Origin of the sequence: Streptomyces sp. N50 (genome assembly GCF_033335955.1) — a bacterium.
Taxonomy (GTDB): Bacteria; Actinomycetota; Actinomycetes; order Streptomycetales; family Streptomycetaceae; genus Streptomyces.
The window spans coordinates 7881107-7906786 of record NZ_CP137549.1 but is presented as its reverse complement, the minus strand read 5'-3'; the positions used below and the strand labels follow the sequence as shown (position 1 = coordinate 7906786).

Annotated in this window: 19 protein-coding genes and 1 pseudogene; 9 read left to right on the top strand and 11 right to left on the bottom strand. The window is 69.6% G+C overall.

Annotation, left to right across the window (positions count from 1 at the left end; genetic code table 11):
* Positions 1-126: 126 nt before the first annotated feature.
* The 3 genes from R2B38_RS35180 to R2B38_RS35170 form a co-directional block, all read right to left on the bottom strand.
* A complete protein-coding gene (locus R2B38_RS35180) occupies positions 127-261 on the bottom strand; it encodes a hypothetical protein (RefSeq protein ID WP_318019845.1) in 135 nt (44 codons plus the stop codon).
* On the bottom strand, positions 230-1570 hold the full coding sequence (locus tag R2B38_RS35175) for an OFA family MFS transporter (RefSeq protein ID WP_318019844.1): 1341 nt from the start codon (positions 1568-1570) through the stop codon (positions 230-232). Before R2B38_RS35175 ends, R2B38_RS35180 begins: the two co-directional genes overlap by 32 nt.
* Before the next feature lie 215 nt (positions 1571-1785).
* Entirely contained in the window at positions 1786-2310 is a 525-nt protein-coding gene (locus R2B38_RS35170; RefSeq protein ID WP_318019843.1) for an ATP-binding protein, read from the bottom strand.
* Positions 2311-2533: 223 nt separating this feature from the next.
* Here R2B38_RS35170 and R2B38_RS35165 point away from each other — a divergent pair, with 223 nt between their 5' ends.
* The 3 genes and pseudogenes from R2B38_RS35165 (at position 2534) to fdhD (ending at position 4520) form a co-directional block, all read left to right on the top strand.
* The gene (locus tag R2B38_RS35165) at positions 2534-3505 is read left to right on the top strand and encodes a 2-dehydropantoate 2-reductase (RefSeq protein ID WP_318019842.1); all 972 of its coding nucleotides are present in this window, start codon (positions 2534-2536) and stop codon (positions 3503-3505) included.
* A gap of 45 nt (positions 3506-3550) precedes the next feature.
* A pseudogene (locus R2B38_RS35160) lies at positions 3551-3664 on the top strand (Fe-S-binding domain-containing protein); the annotation flags it as partial.
* Between the two features lie 7 nt (positions 3665-3671).
* A complete protein-coding gene (fdhD, locus tag R2B38_RS35155; RefSeq protein ID WP_318019841.1) occupies positions 3672-4520 on the top strand; it encodes a formate dehydrogenase accessory sulfurtransferase FdhD in 849 nt (282 codons plus the stop codon).
* A 208-nt stretch (positions 4521-4728) separates the two neighbouring features.
* Here the strand turns inward: fdhD and R2B38_RS35150 are convergent, their stop codons facing one another.
* A complete protein-coding gene (locus tag R2B38_RS35150; protein ID WP_318019840.1) occupies positions 4729-5277 on the bottom strand; it encodes an isochorismatase family protein in 549 nt (182 codons plus the stop codon).
* Between the two features lie 19 nt (positions 5278-5296).
* A complete protein-coding gene (locus R2B38_RS35145; RefSeq protein WP_318019839.1) occupies positions 5297-5734 on the bottom strand; it encodes a MarR family winged helix-turn-helix transcriptional regulator in 438 nt (145 codons plus the stop codon).
* Between the two features lie 114 nt (positions 5735-5848).
* On the opposite strand from R2B38_RS35145, the gene R2B38_RS35140 reads away from it, so the two are divergent.
* From R2B38_RS35140 to R2B38_RS35130, 3 genes are all read left to right on the top strand, one after another.
* Positions 5849-6775: a zinc-binding alcohol dehydrogenase family protein gene (locus R2B38_RS35140; protein ID WP_318019838.1), complete on the top strand. Its 927-nt coding sequence runs from the start codon at positions 5849-5851 to the stop codon at positions 6773-6775.
* Positions 6776-6951: 176 nt separating this feature from the next.
* On the top strand, positions 6952-8823 hold the full coding sequence (locus tag R2B38_RS35135) for a sialidase family protein (protein WP_318019837.1): 1872 nt from the start codon (positions 6952-6954) through the stop codon (positions 8821-8823).
* A gap of 10 nt (positions 8824-8833) precedes the next feature.
* Positions 8834-10072 carry a DUF4185 domain-containing protein gene (locus tag R2B38_RS35130; RefSeq protein WP_318019836.1) on the top strand — a complete coding sequence of 413 codons (1239 nt, stop codon included), beginning with the start codon at positions 8834-8836 and terminating at the stop codon, positions 10070-10072.
* Here the strand turns inward: R2B38_RS35130 and R2B38_RS35125 are convergent.
* Positions 10005-11021 (bottom strand): bile acid:sodium symporter family protein, encoded by a 1017-nt coding sequence (locus R2B38_RS35125; protein WP_318019835.1) that lies wholly within the window; start codon positions 11019-11021, stop codon positions 10005-10007. The two genes, R2B38_RS35130 and R2B38_RS35125, sit on opposite strands and share 68 nt — an antisense overlap.
* A 196-nt stretch (positions 11022-11217) precedes the next feature.
* Here R2B38_RS35125 and R2B38_RS35120 point away from each other — a divergent pair, with 196 nt between their 5' ends.
* The gene (locus R2B38_RS35120) at positions 11218-12087 is read left to right on the top strand and encodes a LysR substrate-binding domain-containing protein (protein ID WP_318021873.1); all 870 of its coding nucleotides are present in this window, start codon (positions 11218-11220) and stop codon (positions 12085-12087) included.
* 145 nt (positions 12088-12232) lie between these two features.
* On the opposite strand, the gene R2B38_RS35115 is transcribed toward R2B38_RS35120, so the two are convergent.
* Both R2B38_RS35115 and R2B38_RS35110 read right to left on the bottom strand, forming a co-directional pair.
* The gene (locus R2B38_RS35115) at positions 12233-13384 is read right to left on the bottom strand and encodes a DUF3500 domain-containing protein (RefSeq protein ID WP_318019834.1); all 1152 of its coding nucleotides are present in this window, start codon (positions 13382-13384) and stop codon (positions 12233-12235) included.
* 209 nt (positions 13385-13593) lie between these two features.
* Complete coding sequence (locus R2B38_RS35110; protein WP_318019833.1) at positions 13594-14607, bottom strand: Lrp/AsnC family transcriptional regulator; 1014 nt, start codon at positions 14605-14607, stop codon at positions 13594-13596.
* Between the two features lie 108 nt (positions 14608-14715).
* Between R2B38_RS35110 and R2B38_RS35105 the strand changes: the two genes are divergently transcribed.
* Both R2B38_RS35105 and R2B38_RS35100 read left to right on the top strand, forming a co-directional pair.
* Entirely contained in the window at positions 14716-16227 is a 1512-nt protein-coding gene (locus R2B38_RS35105) for an MFS transporter (protein ID WP_318019832.1), read from the top strand.
* Positions 16228-16467: 240 nt separating this feature from the next.
* The gene (locus R2B38_RS35100; protein ID WP_318019830.1) at positions 16468-18294 is read left to right on the top strand and encodes an AMP-dependent synthetase/ligase; all 1827 of its coding nucleotides are present in this window, start codon (positions 16468-16470) and stop codon (positions 18292-18294) included.
* 12 nt (positions 18295-18306) lie between these two features.
* Here the strand turns inward: R2B38_RS35100 and R2B38_RS35095 are convergent, their stop codons facing one another.
* Genes R2B38_RS35095 through R2B38_RS35085 form a run of 3 tightly spaced genes read right to left on the bottom strand, consistent with a single transcriptional unit; the run spans position 18307 to position 25676 of the window.
* Entirely contained in the window at positions 18307-20373 is a 2067-nt protein-coding gene (locus tag R2B38_RS35095) for a PQQ-dependent sugar dehydrogenase (RefSeq protein WP_318019829.1), read from the bottom strand.
* On the bottom strand, positions 20370-24875 hold the full coding sequence (locus R2B38_RS35090) for a glycosyl hydrolase family 28 protein (protein ID WP_318019828.1): 4506 nt from the start codon (positions 24873-24875) through the stop codon (positions 20370-20372). The genes R2B38_RS35095 and R2B38_RS35090 overlap by 4 nt, the downstream gene beginning before the upstream one ends.
* Positions 24876-24887: 12 nt before the next feature.
* Entirely contained in the window at positions 24888-25676 is a 789-nt protein-coding gene (locus R2B38_RS35085; protein WP_318019827.1) for a Tat pathway signal sequence domain protein, read from the bottom strand.
* Positions 25677-25680 lie beyond the last annotated feature (4 nt).

The following is a 25680-nucleotide window of genomic DNA, read 5'->3' as shown; positions in this document are numbered from 1 at the left end:
GGTAGCGGGATCCACCAGTCTTGCCAGTGACTCGCGGGTACGACGGCAGGTGATGCCACAGGAAACAACGGTCCGGGTTGTCGGCTTCTGTCAGCCGTCCTGTGCTGGACGGTGTCGCCCGAACACTCAGCCGGTGAACAGCTGCTTCGCCTTGAGGACGAGTTCGTACAGGCCGTACGCAAGCGGGGCGCCCACCCAGAGCCAGGCGAAGGCGATGAGCGGCCGCCGGTCAGGCGGACTCTGACTGCTGTCGTTCGACATCGGCGGCCTCCCTCGGGGCGGGGATGTGGTGGTGGCGGGCGTCGACGGGCTTGACGAGTTCGTTGGCGACGAACCCGATGACGAGCAGCCCGATCATGATGATGAAGGACGTGTCGTAGAGGGACGCGCCGTGTTTGCCGGCGGCCTTCTGGTGGTCGGCGATCCAGTTCACGATCAGCGGTCCGAGGACACCGGCCAGGGACCAGGCGGTGAGCAGCCGGCCGTGGATCGCGCCGACCTGGTAGGTCCCGAAGAGGTCCTTCAGGTAGGCGGGCACGGTCGCGAAACCGCCGCCGTAGAAGGAGAGGATCACCAGTGCGCACAGGATGAACAGCGGCTTCGAGGAGTCGCCGAACAGTGCGATGAGCGCGTACATGACCGCGCCGACGCCGAGGTAGACGCGGTAGATGTTCTTGCGGCCGATCAGGTCGGAGGTCGAGGACCAGCCGATACGGCCCGCCATGTTGGCTGCGGAGAGCAGCGCGACGAAACCGGCGGCGGCCGACACCGAGACGGGGGTGGAGGTGCCCGCGAAGAAGTCCGTGATCATCGGGGCGGCCTTCTCCAGGATGCCGATGCCCGCGGTCACGTTCATGCACAGGACGACCCACAGGCACCAGAACTGTGGGGTGCGGACGGCGCTGTTGGCGGAGACCTGCACGCCCGTGAGGACGCTGGGCGCGCTCGCTGTGTCCTTGTGGTCGTCGGTGCGCGGAACCCGCACGAGGAACACGCCGAGCGTCATGAATACCGCATACGAAAGCCCGAGTACGAGGAACGACTGGGCGATGCCGGTGTTGTCGGAGCCGAACGACTTGAGCATCTGGGCCGACCACGGGGAGGCGATGAGCGCGCCGCCGCCGAAGCCCATGATGGCGATGCCGGTGGCCATGCCGGGGCGGTCCGGGAACCACTTGATCAGGGTCGAGACCGGTGAGATGTAGCCGATGCCGAGGCCGATCCCGCCGACGAAGCCGTAGCCGAGGACGATCAGCCAGAACTGTTTCGTCTCCGCACCGAGCGCGGAGATCAGGAAGCCGGAGGAGAAGCAGACCAGGGCGACGGTCATCGCCCAGCGCGGCCCGTTGCGTTCGACGAGGGTGCCGCCGAACGCGGCCGAGAGGCCGAGCATGACGATCGCGAGCTGGAAGGGCAGGGCGCTCTGTGTGCCGCTGAGGTTCAGTGAGGACTCGAGCGGCGGCTTGAAGACGCTCCAGGCGTAAGCCTGGCCGATGGAGAGGTGTACCGAGAGGGCGGCGGGCGGAACCAGCCAGCGGCTCCACGCCGGGGGTGCGACTGGGGGACTCATGATCCCGGACGGTAGGGAGTGGCAGGGGAGTTGAGAAGGCGGCGCGTCGACCGTATGCGATGAGCGGTATGCAGAGTGCGCCGAACGGTCGCCGCGGAGTTCCACCCCCCGTTTCCGCACCGGTTTCCGCACCAGTTTCCGCACCCGTTCCCGCGCCGGTTCGCGCGCCTGAACTCGCTCCCCTCCAGGGCCAGTTCTCGTGTGGTGGGCCGGCCTCAGCCCTGGACGGACTCCGCGATCCGCCGGGCGGCCTCGGCGGGGGTGAGGTGCGTGGTGTCGACGACCTCGGCCTCACGGTGCAGCCAGGTGCGGGCCGCTTCGGCGTAGGGCTCCAGGTATTGCAGACGGAACGGTGAGTCGGGGCCGAGGACAGTGTCACCCGCGATGCGCCCGCGGAGCGTGTCCTGGTCGGCGTGGAGGACGAAGTGCCGTACCGGGATGGCGTGTTGGGCGAGGCCCGCGCTGATCTCGCGCCAGTACCGCTCGACCAGGACCGTCATGGGGATCACCAGCGTGCCGCCGGTGTAGTCGAGTATGCGGCGGGCGGTCTCGACGACGAGCGGGCGCCATGGCGGCCAGTGCTGGAAGTTGTCCGTCGCGGGCAGCCCCGGCGTGATGTCCATGAGCGTCTCGCCGACCTTCTCGGCGTCGAACACCCGTGAATCCGGGATCAGTTGCTGCACCAGCGGACTGGTCGTCGTCTTGCCCGCTCCGTGCGTGCCGTTGAGCCATACGATCATGGGCTCGACGCTAGCGCGGCCCGGGCCGCGGGCTCAGCGATACAGCACGATCAGGGGCACAGCGCACAGTCCCTGCCCGAACCCTTGCCGACCCCTCCTCCATACTGTAGACAATATTCAGTCGACACTGTTCGACGCCGCCCAGCGCTGTCCGGCACCGACCGGCACGGCCCGGACGGCACCCACCTCCGCGGTACTCCCTCGACCGAACGGAGAGTCTCCAGTGAGAGTCGCAGTCCTCGGCGCCGGTGCGATCGGTGCCTATGTCGGCGCCGCGCTGCACCGTGCGGGCGCCGATGTGCATCTCGTCGCCCGTGGACCGCATCTCGCGGCCATGAGGCAGCACGGCGTCCAGGTCCTCAGCCCGCGCGGCGACTTCACCGCCCGCGCCCACGCCACCGACGACCCGGCCGAGATCGGCCCGGTCGACTTCGTCCTCCTCGGCCTGAAGGCCAACTCGTATGCGGCGTGCGGGCCGTTGATCGAGCCGCTGCTGCACGACACCACGGCCGTCGTGGCCGCCCAGAACGGCATCCCCTGGTGGTACTTCCACGCCCATGGCGGCCCCTACGACGGGCAGCGCGTCGAGAGCGTGGACCCGGACGGCGCGGTCAGTGCGGTGCTCGCGCCCGAACGGGCTGTCGGCTGTGTCGTCTACGCGGCAACGGAGCTTGCGGGACCGGGAGTTGTGCGCCATCTCGAAGGCACCCGGTTCTCCATCGGCGAGCCCGACCGCAGCATCTCGGCGCGCTGTCTGGCACTGAGCGAGGCCATGCGGGCGGGCGGTTTGAAGTGCCCGGTCGAGGCGGAGCTGCGCAACGACATCTGGCTCAAGCTGCTCGGCAACATCTCCTTCAACCCGATCAGCGCGCTGGCCCGCGCCACCATGCGGCAGATGTGTCTGCACGGCGGTACCCGCAAGGTCATCGAGACCATGATGACCGAGACGCTGTCCGTCGCCGAGGCGCTGGGCTGCGAGGTCGGCGTCTCCATCGAACGGCGGCTCGCGGGCGCGGAACGCGTCGGCGACCACCGCACCTCGACGCTCCAGGACCTGGAGCGCGGCAAGCCGCTCGAACTCGACGTACTCCTCGCGGCCGTGGTCGAGTTGGCGGAGATCACCGGCGTGGAGGTGCCCACCCTGCGCACCGTGCACGCCATCTCGGATCTGCTCGCGCTGAGGAGTGCCGCGTGAGGAGACGCGACTGAGCCGCGAGTGGGCCGTGAGCCCGCTCCGCCCATGCAGGACAATGAGAGCGAGCAGGTCACCTCGCCGCACGACGGCCCGGTGACCCGCGGCACCCGCCGCAGCAAGGGCCGTTTCGGCCACCAGCACGTACAGAACCGGGGCTGATCAGGACATGGGACGAGTCACGGAACGACGCAAGGTGACCCGGATCCGGGACGGCGTGGTCACCACCCGCCCGGACACGCTCGTCGCCGAGGAACCCCTGGAGATCCGGCTCAACGGCAAGCCGCTCGCGATCACCATGCGCACCCCCGGCGACGACTTCGCGCTCGCGGCCGGGTTCCTGGTCAGCGAGGGTGTACTGGCTAACGCATACGATCTGCAGAACATCGTGTACTGCGCGGGGGCGACCGTAGACGGTTCGAACTCGTACAACGTGGTGGACGTACGGACGTCTCCCGACGTGGTGATGCCGGACATCACGTTGGAACGCAACGTGTATACGACGTCCTCATGCGGTCTGTGCGGCAAGGCGAGCCTGGACGCGGTCCGGACGACGGCGCGCTGGCCCATCGCCGACACTCCCCCGGTCCGTGTCGAGCCCTCGCTGCTCGCGGGCCTCCCCGACCGGCTGCGCGCGGCCCAGCGGGTCTTCGACCGGACCGGGGGTCTGCACGCGGCGGCCCTGTTCAGCGAGGAGGGCGAGCTGCTGGACGTACGGGAGGACGTGGGCCGGCACAACGCGGTCGACAAGCTGGTCGGCCGTGCCCTGCAGAACGGGGACCTGCCGCTGTCCCGGGTGATCCTGCTGGTCTCGGGCCGGGCCTCGTTCGAGCTGGCCCAGAAGGCCGTGATGGCGGGCATCCCGGTGCTGGCGGCGGTGTCGGCGCCCTCGTCGCTGGCCGTGGACCTGGCGGCGGAGACGGGCCTGACCCTGGTGGGCTTCCTGCGCGGCAGCAACATGAACGTGTACGCGGGCGAGGACCGCATCGCCCTGCGGGCCACGGCCACCCAGGGCTGAGATCCGCGCCCCGCGTCACGGCGGCGGGGCTCCGACCGGCGGGGAGCGCCCCCTGCGCCGCAGGGGCCCCGCCTCAGCCCTGCCCCCGCAGCCCTGCCCTCTCACTCACGGCCCCCGCAAGGACCGCGCCCTCAGCCCCCCGCGACCTGCGCGACCTGCGCGGTCTCCACGAACGCCGTGATCAGGGCAGACCGCTCCGCCGCCGGGGTCAGCCGCCCGCCGCGAACCGCACCTCCCCCGCCGCGACCACCGACCCCAGGCGCGGGAAGTCGAGTTTGACGGATGCCTGGTGCTCGGCCGCGGTGAGCGCGCTCATCGCGTCCTCGACGAAGACGAGTCGGTGGCCGAGGTCGCCGGCCGCACGTGCCGTGGACTCCACGCCGAGGTTGGTGGCGATCCCGCCGAACACCAGGGTGTCGACGCCCCGTTCACGCAGCCGCTCCTCAAGTCCCGTGCCCTGGAAGCCCCCGATCGTCCGCTTCACGATCTCCAGGTCCCCTTCCCGGAACAGCCCGTCGGCGAGTCCACTGCCGGCGGGCTGCTCGGCGATGCCGGGACGTTCGACCCGGATCAGCACGACGAGCGCACCGGCGGAACGGAAGACACCAGCCAACTCCTTGGCCACGGCGAGGACTTCGGGACCCTTGTACGGTTCGAGCGGCAGCGCGACGATGCGGTCCATCAGGTCGACGAGGACCAGGGCGGTGCGTTCGGGGTCGAGGGCGAGCAGGGATTCGGGAGTCCGGGGTGGGGTCATGACGGAACGTTAGCCCCCGTCAGCCGTCCGTACCGGAAATCCGGATCAACAGGCCCATGAACTGGTCGCGTTCGGCCTCCGACAGCGGGGCGAGGAGTTCCTCGTTGGCCGCGCGGGCCGCCTTCTCGCAGCGCTTGAGCAGCCGCGCTCCCTCCGGCGTGAGCGACACCGCGTTCTTACGGCGGTCCTTCGCGTCCGGCTCCCGTACGACCGAGCCGGCGGCCTGGAGGTCGTTCAGCACGCCGACCAGATCCTTGGGATCGAGCCCCACACCGCGGCCGAGGTCGGCCTGCGCGACGGGCGCGAGGTCACGGACGGCGGAGAGCACCACGTGGTGCCACATCTTCAGCCCCTCGACCGCCAGCGCGTCGGCGACGAGGGCACGCCCACGGGCGGCTGCCCGGCCGAGCAGCCAGCTGGGGAGGGCGCGGATCGCGGGGAGGGGTGCTTCGGCCATGCGGGCAGCGTAGCGAAAAGTCGTTGGACTTCCCAATGAAACCGTGAATATCATTGGGCCTCCCAACGATCTGCTCTGATCCCCTCAAGCGCTGTCACGATCCCTGGAGGTGCGATGCGTCGCGTCCGGTACGAGTCCACCGGCGGCCCGCTGTTCCTGGAGGAGACCCCCGTCCCCGCACCGGGGCCCGGTGAACTCCTCGTCCGTACCGAGGCGATCGGGGTCACCCTTCCCGTCGTCCGCAAGGTGACCGAAGCGGCCGAGCCGATCCCGCTCGGCGGCGAGATCGCGGGCGAGGTGGTCGCCGTAGGACAGGACGTGACCCGGTTCCGGGCCGGTGAGCGGGTGACCGGGCTCTGCTTCGGACACGGGTACGCCGACTGCGCGGTCCTCCACGAGGGCATGGCCTCCCCCGTGCCCGACTCCGCCTCCGCCGTCGACGCGGTCGCGCTCGTCCGCAGCGGGCTGGTGGCCCTGGGCGCGCTAGACGCGGCCCGCCCCGAACCCGGTGAGGCCGCGCTGATCACGGCCGCGGCGAGCGGAGTCGGCCATCTGGCCGTGCAGTTGGCGAGGGCGCGGGGTGCCGGGCGGGTCGTGGGCGCGGTCTCCGATCCGGCGAAGGGCGACTTCGTGCGCGCGCTGGGCGCCGACGAGGTGATCACCTACAACCAGCTGGACCGACCGGGCTGGGGCGAGCCCGTCGACTACGTACTCGACGCGGTGGGCGGCGAGTTGCTCACCCCGGCCGTCGCGGCACTCGCCCCGGGCGGGCGACTCGTGGCGTACAGCTCGGGTGGCGGGACGGTCCAGGCGTACGACCTTCTCGTGGGCGCCAAGTCCGTGATCGGGTTCCAGATGGCGCGGATCGCGCGCGGGAAGCCGGAGTTGTACGAGCGGTGGCGGCGGGAGCTGTGGCGGCTGTTCGGGGAGGGCGCCCTGAAACCGGCCGTGCACGGGGAGTTCGCGCTGGCGGAGGCGGCGAAGGCGCACGAGGTGATCGAGGAGCGGAGCAACCTCGGCAAGGTCGTACTGCGCCCCTGAAGCACCCCGCCGAACCTGACGGTCGGTCACGGCCGGTGCGGTGTTGCGAAGTTATGGGGTGACGGGCACTGCACGCTTCTTGTGAGGCGCCGGAGGCCGCAACTAACGTCTGTGACACGCCCGTTGGACGTGGGATGTCCGGATGTCCAGACGAATGAAGGGCAGGTAGCACCACCATGCCGTCGAGTCTTCGCGCACGTCTGAGATCCACCCTCACCGCCGCACTCACCCTGGCCGCGCTGCTCATGCTCCCGAGCCACGCGCACGCCAGCGCCCAAACCACCTCCCCCACCCCCGAGTTCGACCAGCAGGTCCTCTTCAAGGCTCCCCAGGACGCGGGCTACGCCTGCTTCCGGATCCCGGCCATGGTGAGGACCAACGACGGCACCCTGCTCGCGTTCGCCGAGGGCCGGGTCCTCAACTGCGGGGACGCCGCCGACATCGACATCGTCGTCAAGCGCTCCACGGACGACGGCGTCACCTGGAGCCCGTTGGAGGTCGTCAACCACGGCGGCGGCGACACCCACGGCAACCCGGCACCCATCGTGGACCGGAGGACGGGCCGCGTCCTGATCGCCGAGACGTACAACACGGGCCGTACGGACAGCGCCAGTTGCTCGGTCCCCTGCGACCGCACCCCGCACCTGCAGTACAGCGACGACGACGGCCTCACCTGGTCGCAACCACGTGACCTGAGCGACGAGATCCTGCCCCCGACCTGGAACTCCTGGTACGCCACAGGACCCGTGCACGGCATCCAGCTCACCCGCGGCAAGCACCGGGGCCGGCTCGTGTTCGGCGTCAACACCGAGACCTGGGACGGGAGTCGGGTCACCGCGAACAACGCGGCGCTGATCGTGAGCGACGACGGCGGCGACCACTGGAAGATCGGCGCGACCGACTCGTACCCGATCGCGGCCGACGGGACCTGGCGGCAGAAGCCGTCCGAAGTGACGCCGACCGAGCGCACCGACGGTTCGATCCTGGTGAGCGGCCGCGAGCAGGACGGCACCGACCTCGGGCAGCGCACCCAGGCGGTCAGCCGTGACGGCGGCGACAGCTTCACCGCGCCCTTCCGCGCCCTGCCCGACCTGTACGCGCCGCAGGTCCAGTGCTCGACGCTCGGCGTCGGCTCCCGCATCCTGCTGGCCTGCGACGCCGACCCCGACCGCCGCCGCACGATGATGATCCGCTCCTCCTACGACGGCGGCCGCACCTGGGACAGCGTGGACCGCGGCACGGTCGTGACGAAGGACTGGTCGGGCTACTCCGACATGGCGCGCATCGACGGCGACACGGTGGGCCTGCTCTACGAGGGCGGCGCCGTGACCGCGACCGACGAGATCCGCTTCGCCCGCTTCAACGAGGCCTGGCTGCAACCGCGTCGGGGCCCGGACCCGACCACCGCCGACCTCGCCCCGTACGCGAAGCGGGCAGCGGTCCTCGGCGGCGCCCAGGAGACCGACGGCGTGTCCGGCGGCGCCCTGTCCTTCGACGGTGTCGACGACGCCGTGCGCCTGCCGTACAGCGACCGACTCCCGCTGGGGACAAAGGACTTCACGGTATCGCTCTGGTTCCGCTACACCGCGACAACCGGTGATCAGCCGTTCCTGTGGATGGGCGGGGTCGGCACCACCGAGCCGCAGGTCTGGCTGCGCGGTGAGCCCGCGGGCAACCACGTCCGGGCGCTGATCACCACCCGGGTCGGCGCGAGCACCGTCCACACCACCTCCGTGGTGACCGCCGGCGCCTACAACGACGGCCAGTGGCACCAGGCCGTACTGCGGCGCGGCGGTGGGCAGTTGACGCTGTCCGTCGACGGTACGACGGTGAGCACGGCGGACATCGCGGGCTCGGTCAGCCGCAACTCGCCGTTCGGTGTCCACATCGGCCAACGCATGGACAGCATGCAGTACTTCACCGGGTCGATCGACGAAGTCCACGTCTGGGACCGGCTGTTGACGGACGACGAACTCGCCGCGCAGCACCCGTCCCCCGCCGGGACCGTCCTGTATCTGCCCATGGACCATGTGAGCGGCAGCCACTAACGTCCCGGGCGTGCCCGACGACCGACGAGCACGACAGCGGAGGGGAGTCGGGGTCGGCCTGCTGCTGACCCTGGCTCTCGCGGCCGTGCTGCTCACCGCCCTCCCCAAGGACCACCACGGGGAGGGCGGTGGCGCGTGCACGGCCCGAACGGTGCGCAGTTGGTCGCCGGACGCGAAGCTCACCAACTCCTTTGCCGCGTACGGCGACGACGAGTCCCGCGCCGACGACTGGACCGGCGGCGACGGCACCCACTCGGTGCGGCTGCCGGACGGCCGGGTGCTGTGGCTGTTCTCCGACACCTACCTCGGCCAGGTGTACGCCCCGCCCAACCCGGTCGGCGAGTCGTACGCGTGGCGGGACACCAGCGCGCCGCTGGTACGCAACTCGGCGGTGGTGATGCGCGACGGCCGGCCCCGACTCACGCTCCCCGCCCCGCTGTTCCCCGACCCCGCCCCGAACGAGTGGCGTTGGCCGGTGGCCGCCCGCGTCGAGCCCCGCTCCCCCGGTTCGCCCGAGTCGGTCGTACGGGTGCTGCTGTGGACGCGGACGGCAGGGTCGTACCCGTGGATCTACGGCGTGCCGATCGCGACCGAGGTCGCCACGCTGTCGCTGCCGGATCTTCGGGTGGAGTCGATCGTGAAGGTCTTCGGCCAGGAGCTGGTCCAGGACCCGTCCCGGCGGGTGCAGTTCGGGACGACGATGGTCGCGGCGGGCGGCTGGACGTACGTCTTCGGCGGGAACGACGCCCAGGCCGCGGCCCGGCCGACCTCCTCGGCGTATGTGGCGCGGGTGCCGGAGGGGCGGCTCGGGGAGCCGGGTGCCTGGGAGTTCTGGAACGGGTCCGTGTGGACGGCCCGCGCCGGGCCGCGGTCGGTGCTCGGGGACGGTCAACACACCGGTGTGGGCAGCGCGTTCTCGGTGGTGCGGGACGGCGGGACGTACGTCCTGTTCACGATGGCGGCGGGCAGCCGGGGGCTCACCACCGTCACCTCGTACTGGGCCTGTTCTCCCACCGGGCCGTGGCACGGGCCGACCAGGAGTTTCAGTCCGCCGCTGCCGCAGGGGCAAGTCGCCGCGTACAACCCGCAAGTACACCCGGAGTTGAGTGACGGCGACCGGATCGTCCTCAGTTACGACGTCAACTGGCTGGACGCGACGGCCACTTCGGCCGCGCTGAACCTCAGCCGGAATGTGTCGCTGTACCGACCGCGGTTCGTGACCCTGCGGTTGGGGCCGCCGGCTCGGTGACCTCGGGCAGCGGATCGCGGGCGCGGCGCTTGGCGATGACCGCGCACACCATCAGCTGCATCTGGTGGAAGAGCATCAGCGGCAGCACGGCCAGCGAGGCGTGGGCGCCGAACAGGACACTGGCCATGGGCAGTCCGGAGGCGAGGGACTTCTTCGAGCCGGCGAACTGGATGGCGATCCGGTCCTCCCGGTCGAAGCGCAGCGCCTTGCCGCCGTACCAGGTCAGGGTGAGCATCACGGCGAGCACGACGGCCTCGACGGCGAGCAGTCCGGCGAGGCGGACCGCGCTGACCTGGTGCCAGATGCCCTGGACCATGCCCTCGCTGAACGCGGTGTAGACGACGAGCAGGATCGAGCCGCGGTCGACGTAGCCGAGGATCTTCTTGTGCCGGGTGATGAACCCGCCGATCCAGCGCCGGAGCACCTGCCCGGCCAGGAACGGCACGAGGAGTTGCAGCACGATCTTGAGGAGTGAATCGGCCGAGAAACCACCGCCGTTGCTGCCGAGCAGCGCCGCCGCGAGCAGCGGGGTGATGACGATGCCGGCGAGCGAGGAGAAGGAGCCCGCGCAGATCGCGGCGGGCACGTTGCCGCGCGCGATCGAGGTGAACGCGATCGACGACTGGACGGTCGACGGGACCAGGGTGAGGAACAGCAGCCCCTGGTAGAGGGGGTGGGTCAGGATCACCGGGACGAGACCGCGGGCGGCGAGGCCCAGCAGCGGGAAGACGACGAAGGTGCAGGCCAGGACGGTGGTGTGCAGCCGCCAGTGCTTGAGACCGTCCAGTGCCTCACGCGTCGACAGGCGGGCGCCGTAGAGGAAGAAGAGGAAGGCGATCGCGGCCGTGGAGGCGCCCGAGGCGACGTCGGCGCCCGCGCCTCTCGCGGGGAGGAGTGCGGCGAGGCCCACCGTCCCGAGCAGCAGCAGGATGTAGGGGTCGACCGGCATCCGACTCGGCCATCGCAGGCGTTTCACTGTGCTCCACTGTCTCGCGTGTCTCGCTGTACGTCCGGACCGTGTTCCGGCGCGGACTCGTGCCCTCCCCATCCTGCTCCTCGGACTCTTGATCGGGAATCCGTCATACCGCTCTGACTGTCATCACGTTTCGCGATAAGCGGTTACCGTGTATGCCATGGTGTATGCCATGTACGACCCCTCCCACCTGCGGACCTTCCTCGCGGTGTCCCAGACCCTGAGCTTCACGCAGGCCGCCCGCCGGCTCGGGCTGCGCCAGTCCACGGTGAGCCAGCACGTGCGGCGGCTGGAGGACGCGACGGGGCGGCAGCTGTTCACCCGGGACACGCACTCCGTGGAGCTGACGGAGGACGGCGAGGCGATGCTCGGCTTCGCACGCCGCATCCTGGAGGTGCAGGAACAGGCGTCGGCGTTCTTCACCGGCACGCGGCTGCGCGGCCGCCTGCGCTTCGGCGCCTCCGAGGACTTCGTCCTCACCCGGCTGCCCGAGATCCTGGAGGGCTTCCGCTACGACCATCCCGAGGTCGACCTGGAGCTGACGGTCGAGCTGTCCGGCACGCTGCACGAGCAACTGGCCGCCGGGAAGCTGGACTTGGTCCTCGCGAAGCGCCGCGCCGAGGATCCGCGGGGCGAACTGGTCTGGCACGACAAGCTCGTGTGGATCGGCGCGGAACGGCTCCGCCTGGACGCGGACCGGCCGGTGCCGCTGATCGTCTATCCGCCGCCCGGCATCACACGGGCGCTCGCGCTGGAGGCGCTGGAGCGGCAGGGGCGGGCGTGGCGCATCGCGTGCACGAGCGGGAGCCTGAACGGACTGATCGCCGCGGCCCGGGCGGGGCTGGGGGTGATGGCCCACTCGCGGGGGCTGGTGCCGCCGGGGCTGGTGCGGATGCCGGAGCGGGCGGGGCTGCCCGAGCTGGGCGAGGTGGACTTCGTGCTGGTGCACGGGCGACGGAGGGTGTCGGCGCAGGGGGCCGCGGACGCGTTGGCGGCGGCGATTCTGGCGGGTGGGGATCGATTGCACCGGCGCGGTCCGTAATCCCGGTTTTTCATTACGGAAAACGTGAGCCGGCTTCTACAAGAATACCGACGTCCATGATTTTCTCGGCCGACCGTGAGGGAATTCCCGACAGCGGGCGGCGCTGCCGGAAGCAGCGCCGCCCGTCATGTCATCGGCGGGCAGTTCAGGAGAAAGAGAATTCCCCTCCGTAATCGGTGTCGTGATCGCGGTAGACGGAGCTGTAGCTGAGCTGGCTGGTGTCGACCACGCCGTCCTTGACCGAGAACTCGATCCAGACGCCGGGTCCGTCGATGCGGACGTAGTCGCCCGCGGTGTCCAGCGCGGTGGTGCCGGAGTACGAGATGTAGGTGTCGTCGAGCTCCGACTTGTAGGTGCTCAGGGTGGACGCGGCGGTCGTGTCGTCCGCGGCCTCGACCCACGGCGTGATGGCGTCGAGCACCAACTGCTGCTGGTCGTCGGTCAGTTCGCCGACCGCGAGGCCCTCCTTGGTGTCGGGGAAGTCGCCGTCCTCGTCCGGGCCGAGCACCACGTCGGTGGTGGAGTCGGAGAGTTTCGCCTCCGACAGCTCGTCGTCGCTCAGGCCTTCGAGCATCGACTCCACGCCGTCGTGCATCCCGGACAGGGGTGCGTAGGTGGTGCCGTCGTCGTCGGTCCAGGTGGCGGGTTCCACCCCGGCGAAGTACGGGGTGGTGCCCACGACCTCCCCGTCCTTGTAGGTGAGGTTGACGGCCAACTGGTCGCCGCCGAAGTGCAGTTGCCAGGTGCCGGAGGTGCTCGGGGTGCCCAGGAAGGCGAGGTAGTAGTTGCCGCTGCCGTAGCTGCTGTCGGTCTCGCCGAGGACGTCGTCGGCGGCCAGGATCTGGCTGATCTGGTCGTAGCCGGTGCCGGTCCCGGTGCCCGTGGCCGCCTCGACCACCGCCTTGGCGGCGGCGAGCTGGGTGTCGCTGAGCGAGCTCAGCTCGATGCCGACCCGGCAGTCCGCACCGCACGCCTCGTTCGACCAGGCGGTGGCGTTCGCCTGCGTGAAGTCGAGGAGTGCGGAGGCCTGTTGGTCGTCGTCCAGGGTCTTCAGGAACGCGTTGGCGGCGTCGACCACGTCGGAGACGGACGAGCCCGTACCGGCCGTGCCCGTGGGCGCGGGGGCCGTTGCGGAGGCCGGCGTGGACGGGGAGGTGGATCCTCCAGGAGTGGTCGGGGACGTCGATCCTGGGGCGGTCGGGGACGCGCTGGTGGACGGGTCGGGTGTGACGGACGCGGCGTTCGCGTTGGCGTACATCGCACCGCCGAGGAGGGTCGTCGCCGCGGCTAAGGCCATGACGATCTTCCTTCGGCGACCCAGCGACCTGCGGTGAGCGTTGTGGGTCTTCAATTCGATATTCCCTTCACGGGGCTCACCGGAAGGATTCCCGAAGACTATTTCCAAAAGATCTTTCGGGAAATCCCTGCGGCATCGGTTCGGACGAGCCACATTCGATGCCCGAACACTGTGATTCCCATCTCCGGGTGCTTGGGTTTGCGCATGATTTATCTTGAACTTACTTTGAGGGAGGGCGAGTTGAGCGGGAGCGTCCGATACGTCAGCTGTTTGACCCTGCGCAGGAACGGGCTCGCCTCCACATGCCGAATCCCGTCCAGCTGCCCGAGCGGCCCGCTGAGGTAGTCGTACAGTCCCGCCGTGTCCTTCACTACCGCGGTCACGACGATGTTGGACGTGCCGGCCGTCGCGGAGGCGTAGGCGACCTCGTCGTGCGTGGCCAGTGCCTCGCCGACCGAGTGCAGCGCGGCCGGGGTCGCCGTGATCCACAGAACCGCCGCACGCGTGTACCCGAACACCTCCGCGTCGTACTCGACGTCGATGTACACCGCCCCCGAGCCGGTCAGTGAGGCGAGCCGGCGTTTGACGGCGGACTCGGAGCGGCCGGTGGCGCGCTGGAGTTCGGGATAGGTGGCGCGGCCGTCGCGTTCCAGGACGGCGACCAGGGCCTCGTCCTCCGGGGTGATGCGGGCGGGGCCCGGTGCGGGCACCGGTTCGGGGAGCAGTGCGGCGATCTGGTCGTCGGCGAGCACCTTGAAGCGGCGCAGCCAGCCCGTCGGGCCGCCGTAGAAACGGTGCAGGAGTTGGTGGGCGCGGATGTCCAGGACGCTGGGGGTGCGCGGGAGTTTGCCGAGGAGGAGGTCGTCGTGGTCGCCGGGGCTGCGGGGGCGGGTCAGGCAGACGATCTCGGTGCCGCCCGACGCGAGGCCGATCCAGGCGGTGTCGGGGCGCTTGGCGAGGGCGTCGGCGATGTTGAGGGCGTTGTCGGGGGCGCTGCGCAGGCGGAGCATCCACTGGTCCTGGCCCAGGAGTTCGGGGTCCCTGATCGCGACGACCCGCAGGCCCGCCTCGGCGGTGAGCCGGCGGAAGCGGCGGGCGATCGTCTGGTCGGAGACGCCGAGGACCGCGCCGAGACGGCTGAAGGAGGCCCGGCCGTTGACCTCCAGCGCGGTCAGCAGTTGCAGGTCGAGCCGGTCCAGGGTGTCGGATTCCATCTCCAGCATGACCGCTCCTGTCGGATTCCGGCGGTGGGGTGTCCAACACGGCGCTGATCGTCCGGGTGGAGCCCATCGTACGGAGAACTGCACAACCGGGACAGGGGAGTTGAGGTCATGCGTACATGGGGGCCGCTCACGGCGGTGTGCCTGGGCACGTTCATGCTGTTGCTGGACGTGACGATCGTGGTCGTCGCGCTGCCGGACATGGCGCGGTCGTTGCACGCGTCGTTGAGTGATCTGCAGTGGGTGGTCGACGGGTACGCGCTGGCATTGGCCGCGCTGCTCTTGGGAGTTGGGGCCGCCGCCGACATTCTGGGGCGGCGGCGGGTGCACGTGGTGGGGGTCGTGCTGTTCGCGGTGGCGTCACTGCTGTGCGGGCTCGCGGGCGGGCCGGGTGCCCTCGTGGCCGCGCGGGCCGTGCAGGGTGTGGGGGCCGCGGCGATGCTGGCGTCGACGTTGCCGTTGCTCGGGTCCGTCTACCAGGGGCGGCAGCGGTCGGTGGCGCTCGGGGTGTGGGGCGCGGTCAGCGGTGGCGCGGCCGCGGTCGGGCCGGTGCTGGGCGGGGTGCTCACCGAGGGGCCGGGGTGGCGGTGGATCTTCTTCGTGAACCTGCCGGTGAGCGTGGCCGCGGTGTGGCTGACGCTGCGGGTGGTGCCGGAGTCGAGGGGGCCGCGCGGGATGCGGATCGACTGGCTCGGCACGGTCGCGTTCGCCGGGTTCGCGGGCGGGGTGACGTATGCGGTGGTGCGGGCCGGTGCGGACGGGTGGGGTGCGTCGGTGACGCTCGGGTCGTTCGCGGTCGCGGCCCTCGCGCTGGTCTGCTTCGTGCTGGTGGAGCGGCGGGTGGCGCATCCGCTGCTCGACCTGTCGCTGCTGCGGAAGCCCGCGTTCGTGGGCGTGATGGCGGGGGCGCTCGCCTTCAACGGGGTGGCGTTCGGCGGGATGCCGTATCTGTCGATCTGGCTGCAGACGCTGCTGGGGATGAGCCCGGTGCGCGGCGGGCTGACGCTGCTGCCGCTGACGGGGGCGGCGGTCGTGGTGTCGGTCCTCGCCGGGAAGCTGCTGCACGGGGTGCCGGCGCGGCTGACCGTCGGCGGCGGGCTGCTGCTGATCGGCACGGGCTGCTTCTGCCAGGCCGTCCTCGGCGCCGGTTCGGACTGGACGGCGCTGGTGCCGGGGCTCGTCCTGGTGGGCATCGGCACGGGATTGGTGGCGCCGGGGATCGCGGGGGCGGCCCTCGCGGCGGTGCCGGCCGAGCGCGCGGGCATGGCGGGCGGCGCGGTGAATACCGTACGGCAGTTGGGGTATGCACTCGGCGTCGCCGTGTCGGGGACCGTACTCACCTCGCGGATGCGGGACACGCTCCCGCACGACGCGGCGCACACGCTGGCGGGCGGCGGGGCCGGGGCACTGCGCGGGACGTTCCCGCATCACGTGCTGCGGGCCGCGTTCGCGGCGGGGCTCGACTCGGCGCTCGTGACGGCCGGTTTCGTCGGGACGGCGGCGGGCGCGCTGGTGCTCGCCCTGGTCGGGACGGGTCGCGCGGAGCGGACCGGCGGGACGGCGGGCGTGACGGAATCCGTCGCACGGACGCTGACCGGGGAGGAGAAGGCACCGCACCGGTGACGTGGTGTGACCGGACGCCGGGGGTAATCGGGTCGTACAGATTCAGTGGAGATTACGGGCCCGAAACCTACGGAACCGTAAGGATTTCTGTCCGACCCTTCCCCTTGTGAGGGCATTTTCCGCCGCTGACCAGTGCGGACGTGAACATCGCTCCTTTTCCCACCCCCTCCCGCCCTTCGGCCCGGTGGGGTAGCTTTCACGGCGCTGTAGGGGAGTGCCAACAGGAGCGGGGAGCGGGGTTTGCGCGAGTACAACAACCCTCCGTTGGCGTTGGCACCGCCGGTGGGCGGTCTGGCCGACGTCGTCTTCGAGCGTGCCCAGGACGACCCCCTCCACGTATCCCTCGGCCGCAAGAACGAGCAGGACGAGTGGCGGGACGTGACCGCCGCCGAGTTCCGCGACGAGGTCCTCGCCCTCGCCAAGGGCCTGCTCGCCCAGGGCATCCGCTTCGGCGACCGGGTCGCGATCATGTCCCGTACCCGCTACGAGTGGACGCTGTTCGACTTCGCGCTGTGGACGATCGGCGCCCAGGTGGTGCCGATCTACCCGACCTCGTCGGCCGAGCAGTGCTTCTGGATGCTGCACGACGCGCAGGTCTCGGCGGCCATGGTCGAGCACGAGGACCACGCGATGACCATCGCCACCGTCATCGACCGCCTCCCCGCGCTGCACCAGCTGTGGCAGCTCGACACGGGCGCCGTGCAGGAGCTGTACGACGCCGGCGCGCACATCGAGGACGAGGTGGTCCACCGGCATCGCCAGGCCGTCACCCCGGACTCGACCGCGACGATCATCTACACCTCGGGTACTACGGGCAGACCCAAGGGCTGTGTCATCTCGCACGGCAACTTCATGTACGAGGCGGACACGGTCATCGACACCTGGGAGTCCGTCTTCCACTCGAAACGGGGCGAGGAGGTGGCGACCTTGTTGTTCCTGCCGCTGGCGCACGTCTTCGGACGGATGGTGGAGGTCGCGGCGATCCGCGGTGGCGTCCGCTTCGGCCACCAGCCGCAGCTGAACGCGGCCGCCCTGCTGCCGGACCTGGTCGCCTTCAAGCCGACGTTCATCCTGGCCGTGCCGTACATCTTCGAGAAGGTCTTCAACGCGGCCCGCCGCAAGGCCGAGAAGGACGGCAAGGCCGGTCCGTTCGAGAAGGCCGTCGAGATCGCGGTGAAGTACGCGGACGCGATCGAGGCGAAGGCCTGGGGCATCGGCCCCGGCCCCTCGGCGGGCCTGCGCATGCAGCACCAGCTCTTCGACAAACTCGTCTACTCCAAGGTGCGGGCCGCCATGGGCGGCCGGATCCGCAACGCCATGTCCGGCGGGTCGGCCATGGACCGCCGCCTCGGACTGTTCTTCGCGGGCGCGGGCGTCCAGATCTACGAGGGCTACGGCCTCACCGAGTCGACGGCCGCCGCGACCGCCAACCCGCCCGACCGCACCCGCTACGGCACGGTCGGCCAGGCCATCCCCGGTGTCACCGTGCACATCGCGGACGACGGCGAGATCTGGCTCAACGGACCCAATGTCTTCCAGGGCTACCTCAACAACCAAAAGGCCACCGACGAGACCCTGCACGACGGCTGGCTCGCCACCGGTGACCTGGGCTCCCTCGACGAGGACGGCTATCTCACCATCACCGGGCGCAAGAAGGAGATCCTGGTGACCTCCGGCGGCAAGAGCGTCGCGCCGGGGCTGCTGGAGGAGCGGGTGCGGGACCATCCGCTGGTCTCGCAGTGCATCGTCGTCGGCAACGACCGCCCCTACATCGCCGCGCTCGTCACCCTCGACCACGAGGCCGTCGAGCACTGGCTCACCATGCGCGGCAAGCCGCAGATGTCCCCGGCCGAACTGGTGCGCGACGCCGACCTGGAGACCGAGGTGCGGCGCGCGGTCGTAGCCGCCAACACCCTGGTCTCGCAGGCCGAGTCGATCCGCACCTTCCGGATACTGGCCCAGCCGTTCACCGAGGAACACGGTCTGCTGACCCCGTCCCTGAAGCTGAAGCGCAAGGCCATCGAGAACACGTACGCGAACGAGGTCGAGGCGCTCTACCGGGCCTGAACTCCCCCTCCCCTAACCGATGTTGACACGGAAGATCTTGTCGGAGCCGTCCGGCTGGTTGCCGTTGTTGTCGCAGTTGGTGGTCGACAGCCACAGCTGGTCGGCGCCGGGGACCTTGGTGACCGTGCGCAGCCGTCCGTACGTTCCGACGTAGTACGCCGTCGGGGTGCCGACGCTCTCGGTGTCGCCGTTGATCGGGATCCGCCACAGGCGTTCACCGCGCAGGGACGCCATGTAGACGACGTTGCGGACGATGGCGATCCCGCTGGGCGAGGCCTCGTCGACGTTCCAGGTGGCCTTGGGGTTGGTCATCCCGGCGACGCTGCAACTCCCTTCACAGGTGGGCCAGCCGTAGTTCGCACCCGGCTTGATGAGGTTGAGTTCGTCCTTGGAGCTGTTGCCGAACTCCGCTTCCCACAGGCGGCCGTTGCGGTCGAAGGCGAGACCCTGCGGGTTGCGATGGCCGTACGAGTAGACGTAGTTGCCGAACGGGTTGCCGGGGGCCGGCTTGCCGTCCGTCGTCATGCGCAGGATCTTGCCGTTGAGGGAGGTCTTGTCCTGGGCGAGGTCGGGTGTCTGGGCCTCGCCGGTGGAGACGTAGAGGTAGCCGTCGGGTCCGAAGGCGAGGCGGCCGCCGTTGTGGTAGCGGTTCTTCTTGATGCCCTGGAGGAGGACGGTGTAGCCGGTGAGGGTGGTGCCGTCGTACGTCATGCGGACGACGCGGTTGCCCTCGGACGCGGTGTGCATGAAGTAGACGTAGTGGTTGGTGGCCCACTTCGGGTCGACGGCGACGCCGAGGAGGCCGCCCTCGCCGTTGGTGGTGACCGCGTTGGGCACGGTCCCGACCTGGGTCCGGGTGCCGTCCTTGGCCGTCTTCCAGACCCGGAAGTCGTCCCGCTCGGTGACGAGGGCGCTCTGGCCGTCCGGCATCCAGTAGGTGCCCCAGGGGATGGTCCAGCCGGTGGAGAGCGTGGCGATCGAGGAGGGGACACCGCCGTCGGTCGCGCAGGCCTTCGTGGTGAAGGTGACGGTGTTGCTCTGCTCGGAGAGGTTGCCGGCCGCGTCGCGTGCGACGACGTTCAACGTGTACGGGCTGTCGCAGGCGAGGCCGGTGAGGGTGGTGGAGGTGCCGGTGGTGACCGTCTTGTAGACGGTATCCGCACTGCGGATGTCGTATGCGATCACCGCACGGTCGTCGGTGGACGGGCCCCAAGTGAGGTCGACCGTATTCGATGTGATGTCGGCGGTCGACAAAGTACCGGGCTTGGTCGGCGGGGTGGTGTCCGAGCTGGGTTTCGTCGTGCAGTCGACGACCGGGCTGGCCGGCGAGGTGTTGCCGGCCGCGTCCCGGGCGATGACGGTGAGGTCGTAGGTGGTGTTCGGGGCGAGCCCGGTGAGCGCCTTGCTCGTCGAACTCCCCGGCGCCTCACCGATCTTGTTGCCGTGCTCGTAGACGTCGTACGCCGTGACGCCCACGTTGTCGGTCGAGGCACCCCAGGCCAGCGTGAGGCCGTCCTCGCCGATGTCCTGGCAACTCGGCTGGCCGGGGCGGGTCGGGGCCTGTGCGTCGGCCGCGGTGCCGACGCTGATCCGGTCGAGGTTGGGGCCGCCGTTCGCGGTGGTCGCGGTCGCCCGGATCTTGTCCGTGCCGGCGGTCAGCGGGACGTTCACGGTCTTCGTCGCCCAGGTGTTCCAGTCGGCGGTGGCCGGGAAGGAAACGGCGGGCGCTACGACCGTGCCGTTGACGGAGATGTCCAACGGGCGGTCCACGGCGGTGCCGTTGGCGTAGCGAACGGCGACCGACGCGGTGCCGGCGGCGGTGGCGTTCACCGTGAACTCCACATACGAACCAGTCACGTTGGTGTAGTCGACGAAGCCGGTGCCCGTGTAGCCGGTGTGGTTGGTGGCCACGGTGCCCTGGACGACGGTGGCGTCCTCGGCCTGGTAGTCGGTGGTCGCCGCGTGCGCGGCGGAGCCGGTGAGTCCGGCGAGCGGTACGGCGAGCGCCAGGGTGAGGGCGAGGGAGAGAGCCGGGGAGAGGCCCCGCGCGCCCCGCGCCGATGTTCTGCCGCGTGTCATGAGTGCCCCCTCAGAGCGCTGTCGGCCGGGTTCACACGGATCAGGCGCGTCTCGCCCGGCCGCAGGGTCGCGCTGTACGAGTCCGCGATGGTGCCCTTGTGGGAGCCGGACCAGAGGTCGGTGACGTCGCCGGAGCCGGTGAAGCCGACCTGCGACCAGTTCACGGAGACGGTCGCGCTGCCGGACGTACCGGTGTTGAACAGGGCGACCACATAGGAGCCGTCGCTCTCGCGTTTGCTCCAGACCTGCTTCACCCCGCTGTTGACCACGCGTTTCGCGGCGACGCCGTCCTGGTCGACGCCGATCAGGCGGTCGTTGGTGAGCATCGCCTTGTCGACGGGGTCGAGTTGGGTGACGTCGGTGCCGAGCAGCAGGGGCGAGCCCGCCATCGCCCACAGGGTGAAGTGCGAGCGCCGCTGGTCGGCCGTCAGGCCCACCTGGTCGCCGTTGCCGACCTCCAGGGAGTCCAGGTCGTTCCAGCCGCCCGGACCGGCGTACGGCTGCCAGGAGGCGGCGGTGTTGAAGCGCGCGGAGACGTGCGACCAGTCGGTGAGCGGATAGCCGCTGCCGTTGGCGCCCGGACCGCAGTAGCACTCGACGTCGCCCTGCGTGCGCCAACTGTTCGCCAGCGAACGCCAGGTGGCCGCATCCGCAATCGGAAGGTTGTTGGAGAGCGCGAAGTTGATGGGCCGACCGGTCGAGCGCAGTGCCTTGTCCCAGGCCTGGACGTCCGGGATGTCGGCGCTGCCCACGCCGTCGATCTTCAGGTAGTCGACACCCCACGAAGCGAACTGCTTGGCCCAGGAGTTGACGAACTCCTGCGCGCCCGGCTTCCCGTAGTCGATGTAGTACATGTTCTTGCAGTTGTAGTTCTTCTCGGTCTTCGTCGTGTCCGCGATGTCCTTCGCGTGGTACGAGGTGCCCTCGATCGGGGTGTTCGCGGTGACCGCGTTCTTGGCGATGCCCGGGGTGACGTAGAAGCCGAACTTCAGTCCCTTGGAGTGGATGTAGTCGGCCAACGCCTTGATTCCGGACGGGAACTTGGCCGGGTCGACGGCCCAGCGGCCGTACGAGTCGACGGTGAAGCCGTTCGCGTCGCACTTCTGCCAGAAGTCGTCGAGGTTGACGTACACGAAGCCGTGGTTCTTGAGGCCGCTCGACACCAGGGCGTCCGCCTGGGCCTTGATCTTGGCCTCGGTGGGCGTGCGGCGGACGTAGCTCCAGCTGCTCCAGCCCATGGCGGGTCGCAGTGACTGGCCGTTGTCGGACTTCGGGGTGAAGGTCGCCGGGGTCGCGTAGGACGTGCCGATCCAGGCCTCGTCGATCCGCAGCCGCTTGTAGCGGGTGGTGTCGGTGGCTGCGGCCCAGGTGGAGTCGACTTCGAGGCGGACGTAGCGGGCGTTGGCCGCGGTGAGGTCAATGCCCTGGATTCCGCGGCGACTTGGGAGCTGGCCGGTCTTGACCGCGCTCCCCCAGCTGGTGCCGTCGTTACTCAGGAACACCTTGTAGTCCTTGACGCGCGCCGACTGCTCGGTGTCGGAGCGGGCGTAGGCCACGGAGTCCTCGCGCTGGTTGAGCCCGATGTACTGCGCCCTCTTCGAACTGCCCAGGTCGAAGGTGAGGTTGACCGGCAGGGTCTTGCCGTTGTCCCAGTAGGTGAGGTAACTCCCGTCCCCTGCCGCCGAACCCGCGTGCCCGCTCGCCGAGGCGCTCGCGCTCACGGTGACACCGGACAGGATGCCCTGGCGGCCGGCGGTCGTGACCTTGAAGACGGTGTCGTACGGGTCCCAGCCGCCGAGACCGCTGAGCGTGAGCACGCCGCCGGACTGGGACCACGAAATCGCCGCGCCGGTACGGAGGTTGGTGACGGAGGCGATGCGGTAGCCGTTGTCCCGGATGCGCAGGGTGCTGGTGCTGGGCGGGGTCAGGACGTGGATGTACTGGAGGTCCGGGTCGGTCCGGCTGATGGTGGTGACGCCATGGGCGCCATCGTTCCAGAAGCCGGGTTTGAGGCCGCCGTACATATAGCCGCCGCCCTCGGTGCCGTGCAGGGATTCCCAGATGGGGTCGAGGTAGGAGTTCGCGAAGTTGTTGAAGGCGGCCTGGTTGGCCGGGAACTTGCCGTTGACCTGGGCGGTCTCCGCCATCAGCGCCTTCACCGAGGAGCCGGCGTTGGTGACGAGGCGGCCCAGGGTGAGCGCGCGGTCGACGGACGGGTCGGAGCCGTCGTACCACCAGGCGCCGGTCGACGGGAGCTTGAAGTCGGCTTCCGTCAGGCGAGGTTGTGCGGTGTATACAGCCTGCGGGTAATCGTATGCGGGCGACATCCCCGTCTTCTGCTCGTTGCTGATCATGTCCATGATCGGCGTGTCTTCGTTGTTGTTGCTGAGCGTGTAGTTCGGGCGCTTCTGGTAGATCTGCTGGTACAGGTCGTGGCTCTCCCAGTACGCGTTGTCGTTGTCGATCCAGAAGCCGCCGAGGTCGGGATAGCGGTCCATGACCTCGAAGAAGTTGTCGTAGCTGAACTGCCCGAAGCCGTCCCGGGTGGTCAGGTCGACGTTCTTGCCCTTGTAGGCGGAGTAGGCGGCCGAGTCGAGCCACTCGTGGCCGCCCTCGTCGTGCCACTGCGGGTCGTCGGTCATGTAGAGGACGACCTTCATGCCCTTGGCCTTCGCCGCCGTGATCAGTTCACCGAGGAAGTCCCGCTTCGTGGAGCAGGATCCGGGGATCTTCGAGGGCCAGGGGCGGGCGTAGCCGAGGCGGCTGTGGAAGGTCGCCAGTACGAGGTATTGCGTATGCAGTTTCCGGGCCTCGTTCACCCAATAGTCCGGAGTCCAGCCGCCGTTGGTGACATCGCTCTCCCAGCCCGTGCAACTGGTGTGGGCGGGCGCGGTGCGCAGACCCCAGTGCAGGAAGAGGCCGCCGACGGAGTCGCGGAGGAAGTCCTGGCGGGGGTTCTCCAGGTCGAGCGGGCGGGCGTTCGCGGCCGCGCAGTTCTCGGTGGAGCCGGTGCTGGACACGCGCGGCGAACCGGCGCCGCTCACGCAGTAGCCGTTCACGTCCTGGAAGCCCATGTCGTACGGCGAGTTGGAGCCGCGCTGGGCGGTGAAGCCCGTGAACCGGATGCCGCTCGCCGCGTTGGCGACGACCGCCGGCCGACCGTCGTCCGCCGCGAACTTCACGGAACTGTCAGTGAATTGGACGTTGTCGGCGTTGTGCAGATACCAGCCGTAGGCCGGCCGGGTGCCGATGGCCTTCGGGTTGTAGTCCTTGGGGTCGTTGGCCGGTACGCCGGTGGACATGGTCCCGTTGCCGCCGGGGACGGTGATGTCGACGTTCGTGAACGTGATCCCGCTGATCCGGTGACCGGTCTCGCCCCACAGGGTCGGGCTGAACGAGGGGCTGTTGCCGGTGGCCGTGATGTTGTCGTAGGTGACGTCGCTGATCGAACCGACGCCCGGACTGTTGCCGCAGCGTTTGCGGGTGCCGATCTTCTCCATGATCGGTGAGTGGACGCCGGTCATGGTGATGTCGCGGTAGTGGACGTCGGAGATCTTCGCGCCGTCCATGGAGACCATGCCGAGGCCGGACTTGTCGGCGCCCTCGATCCGGATCTTCTGGAACTGGTAGTCCGAGAAGTCGCCGCAGGTCTCGGAGCCGAACATGAGCGCGTTGCAGCACTTCGCCGACAGATACGAATCACTCACCCGCACATGGCCGTTGGGGAGTTTGGCGCCGAGCGCGTAGTCGCTCTTGAAGACGAGCGCGTCGTCGTTCGCCTTGATGCTCGCGTTGGTGACGGTGACGTTCGTCGTGGAGATGATGTTCCAGCCGTCGCGGTCGCTCGCGGTGTCGATGGTCAGGCGGTCCGAGGTGACGTTCGTGCAGCCGTTGATCAGCGCGGCGAAGTGGCCGCCCCGGCGCAGGGTGAGTCCGTCACCGATGCGGAGTCCGTCGCAGCGGGTCAGCGACAGGATCTTGTCGGCCTGGCCGGACTTGGGGTTGCCGGTGATCAGGTTGCCGAGCCCGTCGATGACCCCGCCGCCGACGAAGCCGATGTTCGTGAGCCGGTCGCCGTAGATCATCGCGTCGTGGAAGTGGCTGTGCCCGTAGTCCTGGTACTGGTCGTACGGGTTGGCCTCGGGGGCGTCGTAGGTGCCCGCGGACGAGCCCTGGATCGTGGCGCCGGTGTCGACCTGGAGCGTCACGTTGCTCTTCATGTGGATGGTGTTCTTGGACTTGTAGGTGCCGGCGGGGAAGCGGACCGTGCCGCCGCCGGACGAACTGGCCGCCGTGATGGCCTTGTTGACGGCCGGGGTGTCGTTGGCGGAGCCGTCGCCCTTGGCGCCGTAGTCACGGACGTCGTAGACGGTGGCGCGCGGCGCGGGAGGCGTGGCCGCGAGGGCCGACGGGTGAGCGAGGCCGAGGACGACGGCGAACGCGAAGAACACGCTCGCCGCCCAACTCCGTTGGTACAGGGGCGATTTCATGGGGGGTTTCATGGAGCGCGCTCCTCACACGAGCTGGTAGCCGCGGAGATCGGTGAGCAGGAGGTAGGTGTCCTGCAGGGACCCGGAGGTGTCGCCGAGGGAGCGGTAGATGCCCCACTTGGGGCGCACCCGGTCGGCCAGGAAGGTGTCGACGCCGGTCCTCGACCTGTCGATCACGGTCGTGGAACCGGACTTGAGGATCCAGCGGACCGAACCGGCCGTGCCGTCACCGACCTTGATCTGGAAGTCGACGTCGGTCCACCGGTCGTGCAGCGGTTCGAGGTCGGTACGGCCGACCAGGACACCGGCGATCGGCAGGTTCAACTCGATGGTCTGCACGCCGTTCACGCGCCGCAGGGACTGCACGACGATCGGCGAGGTGCCGTTGCCGGGCTGCTTCATCTGCATGATGTGCGTGAAGGTGGTGGTCGCCTTCAGGGAGCCGGGGATGTACATCGAGTACGTGATCCGCCAGGTCTGCCCCTGGGTCCACTTGAGGTAGCCGCTGCTGCCCGTGCGCAGACCGGTGACCTCCTGGCGCTGCCGGTCGGTCGACGTGTCGCGGTCGACCGTGTGCATGGTGAAGCGCCAGTTGTCCCCGGTGGCGTAGATGTGCGGGTGTCCGGCCGGGTGCGAGTCGGCGCGGTCGTCCTCGACGGTCTCGAAGGCGCCGAGGCCGTCGCCGGTCGCGGTCGGCGCCCACTTCTGCTGCCAGGAGGCGGCGTGCGCGGGGGCTGCGGCCGAGAGGCCCACCGCGGCACCGGCCGCTCCGCTCACGGCGGCCCCGAGAAGGGCCCTTCTGGACGTGCTCATGACA

What these genes read in the sequence shown, in the direction of transcription:
- R2B38_RS35135 (WP_318019837.1), top strand. Translation starts at nt 6,952, where the DNA reads ATGCCGTCGAGTCTTCGCGCACGTCTGAGATCCACCCTCACCGCCGCA.
- R2B38_RS35085 (WP_318019827.1), bottom strand. Translation starts at nt 25,676, where the DNA reads ATGAGCACGTCCAGAAGGGCCCTTCTCGGGGCCGCCGTGAGCGGAGCG.
- R2B38_RS35180 (WP_318019845.1), bottom strand. Translation starts at nt 261, where the DNA reads ATGTCGAACGACAGCAGTCAGAGTCCGCCTGACCGGCGGCCGCTCATC.
- R2B38_RS35170 (WP_318019843.1), bottom strand. Translation starts at nt 2,310, where the DNA reads ATGATCGTATGGCTCAACGGCACGCACGGAGCGGGCAAGACGACGACC.
- R2B38_RS35175 (WP_318019844.1), bottom strand. Translation starts at nt 1,570, where the DNA reads ATGAGTCCCCCAGTCGCACCCCCGGCGTGGAGCCGCTGGCTGGTTCCG.
- R2B38_RS35120 (WP_318021873.1), top strand. Translation starts at nt 11,218, where the DNA reads ATGTACGACCCCTCCCACCTGCGGACCTTCCTCGCGGTGTCCCAGACC.
- R2B38_RS35140 (WP_318019838.1), top strand. Translation starts at nt 5,849, where the DNA reads ATGCGTCGCGTCCGGTACGAGTCCACCGGCGGCCCGCTGTTCCTGGAG.
- R2B38_RS35145 (WP_318019839.1), bottom strand. Translation starts at nt 5,734, where the DNA reads ATGGCCGAAGCACCCCTCCCCGCGATCCGCGCCCTCCCCAGCTGGCTG.
- R2B38_RS35105 (WP_318019832.1), top strand. Translation starts at nt 14,716, where the DNA reads ATGCGTACATGGGGGCCGCTCACGGCGGTGTGCCTGGGCACGTTCATG.
- R2B38_RS35115 (WP_318019834.1), bottom strand. Translation starts at nt 13,384, where the DNA reads ATGGCCTTAGCCGCGGCGACGACCCTCCTCGGCGGTGCGATGTACGCC.
- R2B38_RS35090 (WP_318019828.1), bottom strand. Translation starts at nt 24,875, where the DNA reads ATGAAACCCCCCATGAAATCGCCCCTGTACCAACGGAGTTGGGCGGCG.
- R2B38_RS35150 (WP_318019840.1), bottom strand. Translation starts at nt 5,277, where the DNA reads ATGACCCCACCCCGGACTCCCGAATCCCTGCTCGCCCTCGACCCCGAA.
- R2B38_RS35095 (WP_318019829.1), bottom strand. Translation starts at nt 20,373, where the DNA reads ATGACACGCGGCAGAACATCGGCGCGGGGCGCGCGGGGCCTCTCCCCG.
- R2B38_RS35110 (WP_318019833.1), bottom strand. Translation starts at nt 14,607, where the DNA reads ATGCTGGAGATGGAATCCGACACCCTGGACCGGCTCGACCTGCAACTG.
- R2B38_RS35125 (WP_318019835.1), bottom strand. Translation starts at nt 11,021, where the DNA reads ATGCCGGTCGACCCCTACATCCTGCTGCTGCTCGGGACGGTGGGCCTC.
- fdhD (WP_318019841.1), top strand. Translation starts at nt 3,672, where the DNA reads ATGGGACGAGTCACGGAACGACGCAAGGTGACCCGGATCCGGGACGGC.